Source organism: Plantibacter flavus, assembly GCF_900177615.1.
GTDB lineage: Bacteria > Actinomycetota > Actinomycetes > Actinomycetales > Microbacteriaceae > Plantibacter > Plantibacter flavus.
This window is the reverse complement of sequence record NZ_FXAP01000004.1, coordinates 158666-172017: the sequence shown is the minus strand read 5'-3', so window position 1 is coordinate 172017 and position 13352 is coordinate 158666. Positions and strand designations below refer to the sequence as shown.

Genomic DNA, 13352 nt, shown 5'->3' with positions numbered 1-13352 from the left:
TCGGGCCCTCAGGCCGCGTTGTAGGCCTGCTCGAACCGGTCGATGATCTGGTCGGCGCTCGCGGAGCCGTAAGCCATCGCGGTCACCCGGATCATCGGTTCGAAGACCGCATCGGGGATGAGCAGATCGGGCAGCATGACCGGGGTCACCTGGTCGGTGGTGAGCTGCGAGGCCTGCGCGACGAGGGGGAAGTCGGTGCTGACGACGTCCGTGATCCGGTTCATGTCGCGACCGGAGCCGAGGATGAACTCGCTCGTGACCTCGGGGGAGTAGAGGTTCTGGATGAAGGGCTTCAGCAGTTCGAGCTTCTCCGCGCCGTTCGCGCTGATCCAGATGCCGTGCCCGTTGTAGCTCTGGATGACGGTCGGATGGTCGACGACGCCTCCCTGCGAGGGTGTCGGCCACCCACCGACGGTCACCTCGGCTGCACGCTCCGCGGGGACGAGGGCGAGGGCGGACGACATCGCCGGCACGATCGCGGCCTTCCGCGTGTTGAACTGCGTCAGTTCCGAATCGGAGGTGTACCCCTGCACGTTGTCGACGAAGACGCCGGCGTCCCGTAGTTCGACGAAGTGCTGCACGCCGGCGATCGCTCCGGGGAACTCGGAGAGCTTGCCGGAGGAGAACGCGCGGGTGGCCTCGTCCTTGGTGAGGAAGCCCTGCAGGATCTGCAGGAACAGTTTCTGGCCGCTCCAGTCCGATCCCCCGACGGTGACCGGACCGATGCCTTTCGACCGGAGGGCGTCGGCGACGAGGATGAGTTCGTCGGACGTGGTCGGCACGTCGACGCCCGCCTCCGCGAGCAGGCCGGTGTTGAACGACACCGGCCAGTTGGTCCGGGTGAAGGGGAACGCGCGGAGGTGTCCGTCCTCGTCGGTCCACTCCTCGAGGGCCTCCGGGATGATCTTGTCGCGGAGGCCCCAGTCATCCAGCAGATCCTCCACGGGGATCGTGGCGCCGAGCCGGGTCCAGGAGAGCGTGCGTCCCTGGAGGTTCACCATGGCGATGTCGGCCTCCTTGCCCGCGAGCGAGCTCGTCTCGAAGACGATGGGGAGGTCGGAGCCGTTCTTCAGGAGGGCGACGGCACGGTCGGTCTCGCGGGAGTACGCGGCCACGACGTCGGAGAAGACCTGGGCTCCCGAGACGGCTCCGCTCAACTGCGTGTGCACCGAGATCGACCCGGGGATGCCGGAGGCCGGAACGAGGGGGCCGCATCCCGTGAGCAAGGGGATCATCACCCCGCCCCCGATCACCGTGCCGAGGAACGTACGTCTGCTGATGCCATCGGTCATGAGACCTCCTGAGAGCTGCGGTGCGTCGGGATGGGATGTGATCGTGTCGTCCGCGTGGCGCTTGTGTAGCGGTACACATCAACGTGCGGTCAATGTATGCCGCTTTACAAGATCCGGTCAAGCCCCTACTCTCGGACACGATGAACGACAAGAAACCGGCTCGCGCGACCATCGCCGCCGTCGCCGCCCGGGCGGGGGTCTCCCCGTCGGCGGTGTCGCACGTGTTCAACGGACGACCGAACGTGTCCGCGGCCACCGCTGCCCGCATCCGCAGCGCGGCCGACGAGCTGCACTGGCGGCCGAACTACGCCAGTCGCAAGGTCAGTGGCCGCGGCGGGCGCAGTCTCGGGCTCGTCGTGACGCGTTCCGGCGACACGTTTGAGCGCGACCCATTCTTCATGCGGCTGATCGCCGGTCTCACCGAGCCCCTCGCAGCCATCGGTTGGTCGTTGTCGCTCACGCTCGTGCGGGACACCGATGAGGAGCGCGTCTACCGCGAGTGGTGGAGCGAGCAGCGGGTGGACGCGTTCCTCCTCGTCGACGTCCGCGACGACGACCCCCGGATCCTGCAGGTGCGCGAGCTGGGGGCGCCGGCCGTCCTACTCGGTGCGCCGGTGGACGATCTCGTGCCGGCCGTCACGGTGCACGACGACGCGGCCTACGAGGAGGTGCTGGAGCATCTCGCCGCACTCGGTCACCGCGCGATCTCCCGCGTGAGCGACTCTCCGGGCCTCGTCCACTCCAGGGAACGAGACCGTCGCTTCGTGGAGGCCGCGGAACGTCGGGGTATGACGCCGACGGTGCTGCACTGGGAGCCGTCCGCCGAGGATCCCGTCGCCGACGTGCTGCGGCGCTCCGGCGCGGCCACGGCACTCCTCGTCGACAGCGAGGCGATGGCGGCCGAGATCATCGCGCACGCGCCCGAGCTGGGCGTCCGGGTCCCCGAGCAGCTGTCCGTCATCGCCTGGGAGGACTCGTGGGTGTCGACCCTCGTGCGTCCCCGGATCACCGCGCTCGACGCTCCGGTCGAGGAGAGCGCGAGAACGGCGGTGAAGCTGCTCGAGCAGCTCGTGAACGGCGAGCGAGCCGTCTCACAGACCGTCTCGGCGCGCCGACTCATCGTGCGGGAATCCACCGCGCGGGTGCCGGCCCCGGCCCCAGACCCCGATCGAGAAGGATGAGTGACCCCGTGACCGACCACACGCCGCGCTTCGGAGCGAACTACACCCCCTCCAAGGACTGGATGTTCCAATGGATGGGCATCGACGCCGACGTCGTCCGCGGTGACTTCGAGGCGTTGGCCAGACTCGGCCTCGACCACGTCAGGGTGTTCCCGCTCTGGCCGGTACTGCAGCCGAACCGCACCTTGATCCGACGCCAGGCGCTGGACGACATCTCGCTCGTGGCCGACCTGGCCGCCGAGTTCGGACTCGACATCGCGGTCGACGTCATCCAGGGGCACATGTCGGGGTTCGACTTCGTCCCGGCCTGGCTCCTCAACTGGCACGACGGCAACATGTTCGTCGATGAGGCCGCCGTCGACGCGCAGGCCTCGCTCGTGTCCGCCGTCTACGACGCAGTGCGGGACCGCCCGAACCTGATCGGCCTGACCCTGGGGAACGAGCTCAACCAGTTCCAGCTGCCGAATCCGGCCGCGATGCCCGCTGACAGCGACCAGGTCGCACACTGGTTGACCAGACTGCTGGAGGCTCCGGTCGACCCGGACCCACGGCATCTGCTCACCCACAGTGAGAACGACCACCTCTGGTATCGGGACGGGCATCCGTTCCTCCCGGTGCACGCCTCACGGCTCGGCGACATCACGACCGTGCACTCCTGGATCTTCAACGGCACGGCGAAGCGCTACGGCGGCCTGTCCCCGCAATCCGTCCGCCACGCCGAGTGGATGATCGAGCTGTCCAAGGCGTTCGCGACGGACGTGGAGCGTCAGGTGTGGCTGCAGGAGGTCGGTGCTCCGTCGATGAACCTGGCGGATGCCGAGATGCCGGAGTTCGCGGCCCGGACGGTGGAGGCGGCGCTGTCCACGCCCGGTCTCTACGGCATCACCTGGTGGTGCTCGCACGACGTGTCCCGGTCGCTCGGCGACTACAAGGACCTCGAGTACTCGCTCGGCCTGCTCGACGTGGACAACACGGTCAAGCCGCTCGGCCATCGCTTCGCCGAACTCGTCGCGGACGCTCGTACCGGTGCGACCGCCCGCGTGCTCCCGCGGACGGTCGGTGTCGTCGTCGACGTGGACGAGGACGATCTCCCGATCGCCCGGGCCGACCTCGCGCCGGGCGGTGTCGTGTTCGAGCGCTGGCATGAGCTGCGTGAGCAGGGCGAGCCGGTCACCGTCGTGACGTCTCGCACCGCTGCGGATCCGGCTTCGCTGGCGAAGCGTGGCATCACCGCCGTGCACGCCGTCCCCAGCGCGGGATCGGCGCGGTGACAGGGACCGACGGCTGAGGCGCGGCGAGGGGCGTCAGATCGGCACGCTCACGGGCCCGATCGCGATCGCGGTCGAGTGAGCCGGTCGACTGGTCTCAGCCGTGGTCGCTCGAGAGCAGCCCGAAGACGACCGTGTCGGTCCACTCGCCCTTGCTCCACCAGTTCTGCCGGAGGTGGGCCTCGTGCCGTATGCCGCGGTCTCGCCGCTACCGGGTCTGGGCGATGATCGCCTCGGCGACCGTCTGTGCGCCGTCGCCGGAGCTGACGGCGTAGAACGTCTCACCGACGGTGAGGTAGAGCGGCGACCGCGGACCGTCCATGCGGCGCGCGACGAGTGCCGACTCGCCGTCGACCGCTCCCTCGAGGGTGACCGGCTCGAGCGCCGCCGCCATGTCGGGCTGGGCTGCCAGCCCGTCGATGATCGTCGCGCCGTCGCGCACGACCAGGATGTCGGTGTACCCGAAGCCCTCAGCGAAGAGTTCGCAGCTGAACGCACCGACGCGGGCGCTCGCCGCATCCTCCAGGTCGCCGATCGGCTGGGCCCGCGGATCGATGACGGTGTAGGTGGTGGTGGCCTCGCCATATTGCAGTGCGGAGACGATCCCTGCCTCGTCCAGCCCGCCGTCGCAGGTCGCGTCGCCCTCGCGCGGCGCGAGCGCGGGCCAGGCGAGCTGAGTCGCGGAGGCGGGCCCCACCGTCGAGAAGGTGGTCTCCGCCGCCGTGGCGAGGTTGTCGAGGACCTCGCCCGCCGGTGTGCCCTCGAACCGGCTGCCGGTGGAGGTCAGCCCGGAGGCGGTGATCGACAGCTCGACCCAGGCCGAGCCGACGGGAGCGGACACGCGCCATCCGGTCTCGCCCGACGAGGTGGTCGCGTCGACACCGGCGATCGTCCTCGTGTCCTCGGACGGTGTGTCGCCGGCGTAGGGCGGGGCCCAGTCGTCGGCAGCGCCCGGGAGGATCTCGATCGAGAGGTAGGCCCAGTCGCCCGCTCCGTCGCCGATCATCTGCTGTCCGGCGCCCACCCGCCAGGAGCAGGCGAGCCCACCGGCCGCCGTCAGGACGGCCAGATCCACGGCGTCGGACGGTTGGACGGCCTCGACGACGTCCGCCGGTTCGGCGGCGAGGACGCCGGCGACCGTATCGAGCGACGCGAGGTCGCTGCACGCGAGGAGGCCGGTCGATACCGGGGCGCTCGGTGCGTCTGAGGTCGGCGACGCGTTCGGTGTCGCGGACGACGCGCACGCCGACGCTGACAGCGCCACCATCACGGCGAGTCCCGCACTGATTCCGACCGACCGCATCCCCGCACCCCTGATCCCCATGCGCCGAGACTATCGGTGGCGCGCGTCGACGCGGAGCAGGTCGGTGGATGTCGAACGGCAGGCTTCGTCCGCTCCCGAGGGAGGATGGAACCGGCGTCGTACCGTCACCGCCACCGAACCGAGGAGTTCCCCGATGAGCACCACCGCCCGCGCCCTGATCCTGATCGACGTCCAGCAGGAGTACTTCGAGGGTCCACTCGCCATCCAGTACCCGCCGCGCGACGAGTCGATCCTGCGGATCGCGGCCGCCATCGACGCGGCGACGGCCGCAGGAATCCCGGTCGCCGTCGTCCAGCACTCATCGGGCAGCGGGGCGCCAGTCTTCGACCCGGATACGAGCGCGTTCGAGCTGCACCCCGAGGTCGCCCGCCGCGCGCAGCCGTCCTGGAAGGGTGTCGTGAAGCAGTACGGTTCGGTCTTCGCCGGGACCGAGCTCGAAGCGTGGCTGCGCGAGCAGGGCGTCGACACAGTCACACTTGTCGGCTACATGACGAACAACTGCGTCATCGCGTCCGCGGCGGGTGCCGAGGAACTCGGAATCGACGTCGAGGTGCTCTCGGACGCGACCGGCGCCATCAACCTCGAGAACGCGGCCGGGTCCGTCGACGCGAAGACGGTCCACACGACCCTCATGGCGCTGCTCGACTCGAACTTCGCCGCGGTCGCGACGACGGCGTCCTGGACGCAGGCCCTCACGGACGGCACGGCGCTGCCGAAGGACGACCTGGTGTCCTCCGCCACTCGAGGTGCGGGTCGCGGTTAGCCTCCCGCCGCCGATCAGTCGGTGACGGCGACGTCCCGGAGGTCGAGGTGCTCGCTGACGAAGTCGGTGGGGAAACCGGTCACGCCGTCGCGCACGACGGTGAGGGTGATCCCGGTGTAGAGCCAATCGGCCGCGTGGTCCTGCGAAACCAGCGCTGCGGCTTCCCGGAGTCGTTCGTCGGCGACCTCGGGGTCGGTCGCAGCCCTGGCCTCGGCGACCAACGACTGCACCGTCGGGTTGTCGTAGCCGAAGTAGTAGTCCGGGTCCGCCCAGTGCTGGACGTCGCGTGCCTCCACGTGGTTCACGAGACTGAGGTCGTAGTCGTGGTTCGTGTAGACGTCGTTCAACCACGTGGGGAACTCGACGCTGTCGACCGTGAGGGTGACGCCGATGGCCTTGAACTGCGACACCAGGACGTTGGTGGCGGCGGTGCCGTAGTGGTTCGGGACGGTGAGCGTGAGCGCGAGGTCCTCCTGGCCGGCCTGGGCGAGGAGCGCCTTCGCCGCCTCCGGGTCGTAGCTCACGACGTCACTGAGGTCCTCGTAGCCGGGGTCGAGCTCCGGGATCGGTCCGTACTGCAAGGCCGCGGCGCCGCCGACCGCCTCGACGATCGCCGCGTGGTCGATGGCCGTGCGGAGCGCCTGGCGGACGAGAGGGTCGTCGAGCGGTGCGCGCTGGTTGTTGAACGCGAGCGTGTACTTGTCGGTCGTCTTCCCCTCGACGATCGTCAGGCCGTCGGCACGCTCGACCTGGTCCCGCAGGTTCGCGTCGAGACCGATCTGCACGTCGACCTCGCCGGCGAGGGTCGCGTTGACGGCCGAGGACGCATCGGGGATGTAGCTGAAGACGACCTCCTTGACCTTCGGAGCGTCACCCCAGTAGTCGGCGTTCCGCTCGACGGTGATGCTGTCGCCCTGCTTCCACGACGTGAGCGTGAACGGGCCGGTGCCGTTGGCCGTCGTCGACAGGTCGTTGTCGGCTCCAGCCCGGAGGACGAGCCCCGCACGACCCGTCAGCGCCCACAGCAGGTCGGAGTCGGGGGAGCTGAGCTGCAGCCGGACCGTGTGGTCGTCGACCGCCGTGACGCTCTGGAGCTGCGCCAGATCCAGGTGGTCGACGAACGCGACGTTCTGTTGCACCTGCGTGAGCGAGTCGACGACGTCGGCGGCGGTGAGTGGAGCGCCGTCGTGGAAGGTCACGCCGTCGCGGAGGACGAAGGTATAGGTGAGCCCGTCGGCGCTGACCTCGTGGCGCTCGGCGAGGGTGTCGACGATCTCGTTGTCCGTCGTGCGCGAGACCAGCCCCTGGTAGACGTTGTCGATGAGGACCTGCTCGAGTGCGACGCCGGAGGTCGTCCGGATGTTCAGGTCCGACGGCTCGAGGACGAGGCCCACGCGGAGTGTCGCGTCGGTGTCCGCGGCCGGTGTCGTGGCGGGGCCCGCGCAGCCGGAGAGGACGAGGAGGGAACCGGTGGCCGCGATCACGGCGGTGAGCAGGTGACGACGCAGTCGGTGACGGGGCATGGAGAACATTCTCGCGGATCCCGGCACCGGCCCGAGCCGGTCGGCCTGAGCCTGGTCAGTCCGAAGCGTCGTCCGACAGCGAGCCGCTGATGACCGCGAGCGTCGCCGACTGGGCGCGCTGTGCGCGATCGCCACGTCGGCCCACGAGCAGCCCGACCACGGATTCCGTCACGAGCATGATGGCCGCCCGGGAGGTGTGCACGAGTTCGTCCCGGAAGGTCGCGTCGATGGGAGCGACCACGAGCGCGACATCGGCGAGTTCGGCGACGGCCGAGCGCGGGAAGGAGGTGATCGCGAGGACGGTCGCGCCACTCGCCCGAGCTGCCGCGGCCACGTCGACGGACGCCCGGTTCGCGCCCGAGCCCGACAGGACCAGACACGCCGCGCCCGGACCGAGGTGGGTGGCCGCGATCTGCTGCCCGAGCGTGTCGGGCAGATACTCGGCCGGCCGGCCGGCCGAGATGAGCCGCATCGCCAGATCGGAACCGAGCGGTGAGGAGAGGCCGTTCGCCGCGATGAGCAGTCTCGGTGCCTCGTCGAGCACCCGGACGAACCGTTCGAGCGTCTCCTCCGTCATCGCCGACGTCGTCTGGCCGAGGCGACCGGCGAAGTGGTCGATGGCCCCGCGGAGGGTGCCGAGCATCGTGTCGTCACCATCGTCGCGGGCGGTCGATGTCCCGAGCGCGACCTCGCGGGTGAGGGCGACCCGCAGCTGCGGGTAGCCCTCGTATCCGAGCGACTGCGCGGTGCGGATGACGGTGGCGCGGCCGACACCGGCGAGGTCGGCGACCTCCTGGGCGGTGCGCTCGATGCTCGCCTCGATGTCCTCGGCCACCGTCTCGGCCACCCGGCGTTCGCTCGGCTGGAGCGACGGCGCGAGCATCGCGATCCTGGCCGTCGGCGGGGCGTCAGCGGACCCTGTCCACATTGCGGCTCCTCGTCGTGCGGGCGGGAAGGGCGGTACGGGTGGTGCGGGCGATGCCGGGGCCCCGGGTGATCCGGCGTCGGATGGCACCCGAGATCGCGTCCATCGTCATGGTCACGACGACCACCACGATCAGCAGCATCCCGACTGTATCCCACTGGCGATAGTTGGTGTAGTTCGCCAGCATGCTGCCGATCCCGCCCGCGCCGACGAGCCCGAGGACCGCCGACGTGCGGATGTTGATCTCGAACCGGTAGAGCGCGAGCGACAGCAGTGCCGGGGCGGCGGCGGGCCAGAGCGCCCAGCGCGTCACCTCCGCGGTACCGCCACCGGCAGCGCGGACGGCCTCCGAGGCACCCTCCTGCACGGACTCGATCGTCTCGTAGACCCACTTCCCCTGCGTGCCGATGCCGGCGATCCCGAGGGCCAGCGCACCCGTGAACGGGGTGAGCCCGGTGATCGTGAGCAGGATGAGGGCGATGATCACCTCCGGGACCGCGCGGATCACGGCGAACACCCCGCGCAGCGGCAGCCGCAGCCAGACCGGACCGACCGACCCTGCCGCGAGCATGCCGAGCGGGATCGAGACGAGGACGCAGAGGATGGCCCCGATCCAGGCCATCGAGATCGACCGCCACATCTCGGTGAGGGCCCGCGGCAGCTTCTCCCAGTTCGGGCTCTCGAACATGAGCCCGCCGAAGTGCACGAGCTGCGCCGGGACGGTGCCGAGGTCGCGCCAGTCGATCGGCAGGCCGGCGGTCGCGGCGATGACGACGATCCCGACGGCGACGGCCGCGAGGGTCGGGACGAGTCGCGAGGGACGGCGGGGGAGCAACGTGTTCGGATCGTTCGCGGTCATACGAGTCGCCTCCGCAGCAGGTTGGACGCGACCTCGATGAGCACGACGACGACGAGGATCTCGAGGACGATCACCGAGACGTCGTCGTAGGCGTAGAACGCCCGCCGTTCGTCGAGCAGCCGACCGATGCCGCCGGCGCCGACGATGCCGAGGATGGCGGAGATGCGGACGTTGAGCTCCAGGGTGTACAGCCACTGGTTCGCGAACAGCGGCCAGACCTGCGGGAGGACGGTGACGCGGTTGATCTGCGTCTGCGTCCCACCGGCGGCCCTGCCGGCCTCGATGTACGGGTGGTCGGCCGAGTCGATCGCCTCCGAGACGAGTTTGACGATGATGCCGAGGTCGAAGAGGAAGAGCGTCAGGAGGCCGGGCAGCGCACCGACGCCGACCATGGCGACGAGGATGGTCGCGTAGACGAGGTCGGGCACCGCTCGGATGACGTTGACGATCGCGCGCAGGATGCGACGCGACAGACCGTTCGGGTTCGTCGGGGCCGCCGCCCACAGCGTCAGCGGGACGGACAGCAAGGCCGCGGCCACTGCACCCACGAGCGCCATCTGCAGCGTCTCGAGCATCGGTTGCACCGTCCGTGGCAGGAAGGCGAAGTCGGGTTGGAAGAGCTGGAGGAGCAGACCGGATCCGTTGTCCCAGTGGGAGATGAGCGCGCCGAAGTCGAGCTGCACGCCGCCGATCGCCGGGAGGCAGGTGGCGATCGTGAAGGCGGCCACGGCCCCGATGATGAGCGCGGTCCGCAGCCGGTTGCTCGGCCTGGGCGGCAGCTGCCAGTCGGTCCCGGGCGGCAGCTGCACATCGGTCCCGGTCGCCGTCATCGGTCCAGCCGATCGTCGGGCTGGATGGGGCGACCGTAGATCCGCTCGAAGTCCGCCTCGGTCGCGTCCGCTGCGGAGCCGTCGTAGACGAGTTCGCCGTCGCGGAGCCCGATCATGCGGGTCGTGTAGGTGCGAGCGAGGTCCATGAGGTGGATGTTGACGAGCACCGTGAGGCCCGTCTCGGTGTTCACCCGGCGAAGGTCGTTCATCACCGTGTGGGCGGTCGGCGGGTCGAGGCTCGCGACGGGCTCGTCGGCGAGCATGACGCTCGGCTGCTGCGTGAGGGCGCGGGCGATCGCGACCCGCTGCTTCTGCCCGCCGGAGAGCTGCGCCGCGCGGGTCCAGACCTTGTCGAGCATGCCGACCGAGTGGAGCGAACGCAGGGCGAGCTCCCGGTCGGTGGCGGTCGTCAGGCCGAGGACGTTCCGGTACGTCGGGGTGCTGGCGAACCGGCCCACGAGCACGTTGCGGTACACGCTCGTCCGGTCGGCCAGGTTGAAGCCCTGGAAGATCATGCCGACGTGCCCGCGCAGCCGACGGAGCTGCCTGCCGCGCAGACCGGTGACGGTGTGCGGCCCGACGGCGACGGTCCCGCTCGTCGCCGGCACGAGGCCGTTGATCGTGCGGATGAGCGTCGACTTGCCGGAGCCGGAGAGCCCCACGACGGAGACCATCTCCCCGGCGGCGATGTCGAGTGAGACGTTGCGGAGCGCCTTCGTGCCGTTCGGGTAGGTGACCGAGACGTCGTCGAGACGGATGGACCACGACGCGGAGGCCGCGAGCTGGGCTCGGGCCTCCGCGCGATGCTGATCAGTGTTCATGCACCGGATTCCTGGAGAGGGGCGATCGGTTGGAGCGGGTCAGTTCGAGAACTGGTCGAGGATCTCGCCGTAGCGGGTGATCTCGTCCGGTGCGGTCTTGTCGGTCCAGCCGGAGAGGCCGACGAGGTCGAACATGACCTTCTTCGCCGCGTCGGAGGAGTCCGCGTAGCCCGCCATGAGCGTGGTGAGCTGCTTGGTGAGGTCGGCCGGGAGCGACTTCGAGACGGCGACGCCGCCGTTGGGGATCATCTCGGTGTACGCGAACGCGACGACCTTGTCGGCGACGTCGGGCGCCTCCTTGAGGACGGTCGTGCGCGCGTCCCAGTAGCCGAACGAGACCTCGGCGTCGCCGTTGTAGACGGAGAGGACCGCGTTGTTGTTGCCTTCGACCGGCACCTGGGTGATGTCGGCGTCCGTGTCGATGCCGGCGTCACGCATGGCGACCACGGGGTACTGGTAGCCGGCGGGCGAGGTCGCGGCCTGCAGAGCGACCTTGGTGCCCTTCGAGATCTTGTCGAGGGCCTTCAGCGCCGCCGGCCCTGCGCCGGTCGCCGCGTCGGCGCCGGGCTCGATGCCGTTGCAGTACGAGAGCGGGGTGTCGCTCGCCGCATAGGTGACCATGACCGGCGCCTCGGCGCAGTACTTGTCGGGGTTGTTCGTGTAGGCGACCGACGCGTACGAGGTCGCGCCGAAGCGGACGTCGCGCAGGACGAGGTTCGCGTCGTAGCGCTCGGTCGCGTTGTAGAGCGAGCCGGCGTCGGTGATGATGACCTGCGCCTGGTCGCTGCCGAGGGCCTCGACGGTCGCGGCGTAGTCGGTCGCGACGACCCCGTTGACCTCGATGCCGAGGTTCTCCGACAGGTAGCTGGTGAGTGGGTCGAGTGCTTCGGCGAGGTCCTCGCCCTCCACCGACGGCACGAGCGAGATGGTGATGGAGTCGGGCCAGGACGCCGTGCCCGTGGCCGACGGGGAGGAGGCGGCGGGGCTGCAGCCGGCGAGGGCGAGGGCGGCGACGGCCGCGACGCCGGTGAGGAGCAGGGTCTTGCGCATGTTCGGGATGCCTTTCGAGGGTGGAGGGTGATCAGGAGGCGGACGGAGCGGGAGTGGAGGTCTGGGAGGCGTCGGGGAGGCGCGATGCGGCTGCGGCCCACGCGATGATCTGGTCGTACAGGTCGGCGAGCGAGCGCCCACGCATCGTGGCGGTGGCCGTCGAGCGCGCGAAGGTCGCGCCGACGAGGGCGGTGTCGGCACCCAGTTCGGCGGCGGGAGCGAGGTCGTTCTCGACGATGTCGCCGACGGCGAGGACGGGGCCGGTGGCGAGTGCATCGCGGATGAGCGGGACGAGGCCTGCCGGCTTCCCGACGGTGAAGTGCACGGCGTCGAACGCCTCGGCGACGCCCCAGGACTGGAGGAGCGCCGTGATGCCGTCGCCGGGCGCGTTCGTGGCCAGGACGAGTCGGGCGTGGGTGCCCAGCGTCTCGAGGAATGCGGGCAGGCCCTCGGGGGAGTCGACCGCCGCCTCGCTCGAGCCGAGCAGAGCGCGCGAGTCGTCGTACGACGCGCCGATGACGTCTGCATCGACGCCGGCTTCGCGGGCGATCCGGGTCACGGCGTCGTACCCGTCGCGGGCGTCGGTCTCGCCGGTTGCGAACGCGGCGAGGGCGGCCTCGGCGCGCATCGCGAACTCGGAGTCGCCGGTGCGCTCGGCGATGGCACGGGCGAAGGCCGTGATCGGCCCGTCGCCGAGGGCGAGGGTGCCGTCGAAATCGAAGAGGATGGTGGGGGCCACAGGCGCTCCTTCTGAGCGTTTCGTTCACACGGCCGCTCCTGCGGACGCTGCGTCCATCATGGACGGCGAGTGTGGACGCAATCACCATGGCGGGTGAACGGCGGGTGAATTCACCGACGCACGAGCCGCCTATGCTGTGGTGCTGTGATGATGACGGAGCTCGCGCGACGAGCAGACACCGAACCCTCGACCGTGCTCGAGGAGCACTCCTGGTTGGGTGCGGCGATCGACGACGACACGGCGGCCGGCCGGTTCGCCTCGTGGGGTTCGTCGACCGTCATCGACGAGCACACGGGCGGGCCCGTGATCCCTCGTGCGCTGTTCGAGGCGCTCCATGCACGCGCCGGCCTCACCGCGGCCTGGCCGGTCGGGAACGCCGGGCTCCTCCACGTCTACGGCTACCTGCTCTCGTCGGTCCCGACGCCCTACGGGTTGAAGCGTGATCGCTGGCTGGACGGAGCGCTCGCGCGCGCGTTCGGACTCCCCGACGACGAGTTCGTCCCCTGGGCTCGTGCGTCGTCCCTGCTGTCTCGGGTGACGGTCGCCGCGCAGGACCTGCTCGCACGACCGGTACGGACGGCCGACGGGCCGAGCGGTCGGATGCGTCTGGCGCTCGGCGACCCGACGGACTCCGACGCCGACGCCGTCGCGCTCGTGTACGGCATCGACGAGCGCCTGATCACGACCTTCCCGGTCGCCTCCGGAGCAGCTGTGCTGGAGGAGTGGGACGCGGACCCGGAACGACGCCGGTGGAACGCGGCCCCCGAAGCCTGATCC

General features: G+C 70.1%; 13 protein-coding genes. 4 read left to right on the top strand and 9 right to left on the bottom strand.

The window, feature by feature from the left end; translation table 11 throughout:
• Positions 1 to 8: 8 nt before the first annotated feature.
• Entirely contained in the window at positions 9 to 1292 is a 1284-nt protein-coding gene (locus B9Y95_RS13400) for an ABC transporter substrate-binding protein (protein WP_085512383.1), read from the bottom strand.
• Between the two features lie 140 nt (positions 1293 to 1432).
• On the opposite strand from B9Y95_RS13400, the gene B9Y95_RS13395 reads away from it, so the two are divergent.
• Together B9Y95_RS13395 and B9Y95_RS13390 are read left to right on the top strand one after the other, a co-directional pair.
• Entirely contained in the window at positions 1433 to 2473 is a 1041-nt protein-coding gene (locus B9Y95_RS13395) for a LacI family DNA-binding transcriptional regulator (RefSeq protein ID WP_085512381.1), read from the top strand.
• 8 nt (positions 2474 to 2481) lie between these two features.
• Positions 2482 to 3744: a glycoside hydrolase 5 family protein gene (locus tag B9Y95_RS13390; protein WP_234994106.1), complete on the top strand. Its 1263-nt coding sequence runs from the start codon at positions 2482 to 2484 to the stop codon at positions 3742 to 3744.
• Between the two features lie 205 nt (positions 3745 to 3949).
• Here B9Y95_RS13390 and B9Y95_RS13385 read toward each other — a convergent pair whose 3' ends face one another.
• On the bottom strand, positions 3950 to 5044 hold the full coding sequence (locus B9Y95_RS13385) for a hypothetical protein (protein ID WP_085512377.1): 1095 nt from the start codon (positions 5042 to 5044) through the stop codon (positions 3950 to 3952).
• 154 nt (positions 5045 to 5198) lie between these two features.
• Between B9Y95_RS13385 and B9Y95_RS13380 the strand changes: the two genes are divergently transcribed.
• On the top strand, positions 5199 to 5828 hold the full coding sequence (locus tag B9Y95_RS13380) for an isochorismatase family protein (RefSeq protein WP_085512374.1): 630 nt from the start codon (positions 5199 to 5201) through the stop codon (positions 5826 to 5828).
• A 14-nt stretch (positions 5829 to 5842) separates the two neighbouring features.
• Here B9Y95_RS13380 and B9Y95_RS13375 read toward each other — a convergent pair whose 3' ends face one another.
• The 7 genes from B9Y95_RS13375 to B9Y95_RS13345 are packed head-to-tail and all read right to left on the bottom strand — an operon-like array spanning position 5843 to position 12575.
• Positions 5843 to 7351: an ABC transporter substrate-binding protein gene (locus B9Y95_RS13375; protein ID WP_085512893.1), complete on the bottom strand. Its 1509-nt coding sequence runs from the start codon at positions 7349 to 7351 to the stop codon at positions 5843 to 5845.
• A 55-nt stretch (positions 7352 to 7406) separates the two neighbouring features.
• Complete coding sequence (locus B9Y95_RS13370) at positions 7407 to 8279, bottom strand: MurR/RpiR family transcriptional regulator (protein ID WP_085512373.1); 873 nt, start codon at positions 8277 to 8279, stop codon at positions 7407 to 7409.
• Positions 8260 to 9135, bottom strand: coding sequence for a phosphonate ABC transporter, permease protein PhnE (gene phnE / locus B9Y95_RS13365; protein WP_085512370.1), 876 nt, complete (start codon positions 9133 to 9135; stop codon positions 8260 to 8262). The genes B9Y95_RS13370 and phnE (B9Y95_RS13365) overlap by 20 nt, the downstream gene beginning before the upstream one ends.
• Complete coding sequence (phnE, locus tag B9Y95_RS13360; protein WP_085512368.1) at positions 9132 to 9965, bottom strand: phosphonate ABC transporter, permease protein PhnE; 834 nt, start codon at positions 9963 to 9965, stop codon at positions 9132 to 9134. The genes phnE (B9Y95_RS13365) and phnE (B9Y95_RS13360) overlap by 4 nt, the downstream gene beginning before the upstream one ends.
• Positions 9962 to 10786: a phosphonate ABC transporter ATP-binding protein gene (gene phnC, locus B9Y95_RS13355; protein WP_085512366.1), complete on the bottom strand. Its 825-nt coding sequence runs from the start codon at positions 10784 to 10786 to the stop codon at positions 9962 to 9964. Before phnC ends, phnE (B9Y95_RS13360) begins: the two co-directional genes overlap by 4 nt.
• 39 nt (positions 10787 to 10825) lie before the next feature.
• Positions 10826 to 11836: a phosphate/phosphite/phosphonate ABC transporter substrate-binding protein gene (gene phnD / locus B9Y95_RS13350; RefSeq protein WP_085512364.1), complete on the bottom strand. Its 1011-nt coding sequence runs from the start codon at positions 11834 to 11836 to the stop codon at positions 10826 to 10828.
• Positions 11837 to 11867: 31 nt separating this feature from the next.
• Complete coding sequence (locus B9Y95_RS13345) at positions 11868 to 12575, bottom strand: HAD family hydrolase (RefSeq protein ID WP_085512362.1); 708 nt, start codon at positions 12573 to 12575, stop codon at positions 11868 to 11870.
• Positions 12576 to 12725: 150 nt separating this feature from the next.
• Between B9Y95_RS13345 and B9Y95_RS13340 the strand changes: the two genes are divergently transcribed.
• Complete coding sequence (locus B9Y95_RS13340; protein WP_200811418.1) at positions 12726 to 13349, top strand: amino acid deaminase; 624 nt, start codon at positions 12726 to 12728, stop codon at positions 13347 to 13349.
• The last annotated feature ends 3 nt before the right edge of the window (positions 13350 to 13352 follow it).

Coding starts and splice junctions, on each gene's coding strand:
- B9Y95_RS13400 (WP_085512383.1), bottom strand. CDS start 1,292: ATGACCGATGGCATCAGCAGACGTACGTTCCTCGGCACGGTGATCGGG.
- B9Y95_RS13395 (WP_085512381.1), top strand. CDS start 1,433: ATGAACGACAAGAAACCGGCTCGCGCGACCATCGCCGCCGTCGCCGCC.
- B9Y95_RS13385 (WP_085512377.1), bottom strand. CDS start 5,044: ATGCGGTCGGTCGGAATCAGTGCGGGACTCGCCGTGATGGTGGCGCTG.
- B9Y95_RS13380 (WP_085512374.1), top strand. CDS start 5,199: ATGAGCACCACCGCCCGCGCCCTGATCCTGATCGACGTCCAGCAGGAG.
- B9Y95_RS13375 (WP_085512893.1), bottom strand. CDS start 7,351: ATGCCCCGTCACCGACTGCGTCGTCACCTGCTCACCGCCGTGATCGCG.
- B9Y95_RS13370 (WP_085512373.1), bottom strand. CDS start 8,279: ATGTGGACAGGGTCCGCTGACGCCCCGCCGACGGCCAGGATCGCGATG.
- phnE (WP_085512370.1), bottom strand. CDS start 9,135: ATGACCGCGAACGATCCGAACACGTTGCTCCCCCGCCGTCCCTCGCGA.
- phnE (WP_085512368.1), bottom strand. CDS start 9,965: ATGACGGCGACCGGGACCGATGTGCAGCTGCCGCCCGGGACCGACTGG.
- phnC (WP_085512366.1), bottom strand. CDS start 10,786: ATGAACACTGATCAGCATCGCGCGGAGGCCCGAGCCCAGCTCGCGGCC.
- phnD (WP_085512364.1), bottom strand. CDS start 11,836: ATGCGCAAGACCCTGCTCCTCACCGGCGTCGCGGCCGTCGCCGCCCTC.
- B9Y95_RS13340 (WP_200811418.1), top strand. CDS start 12,726: ATGACGGAGCTCGCGCGACGAGCAGACACCGAACCCTCGACCGTGCTC.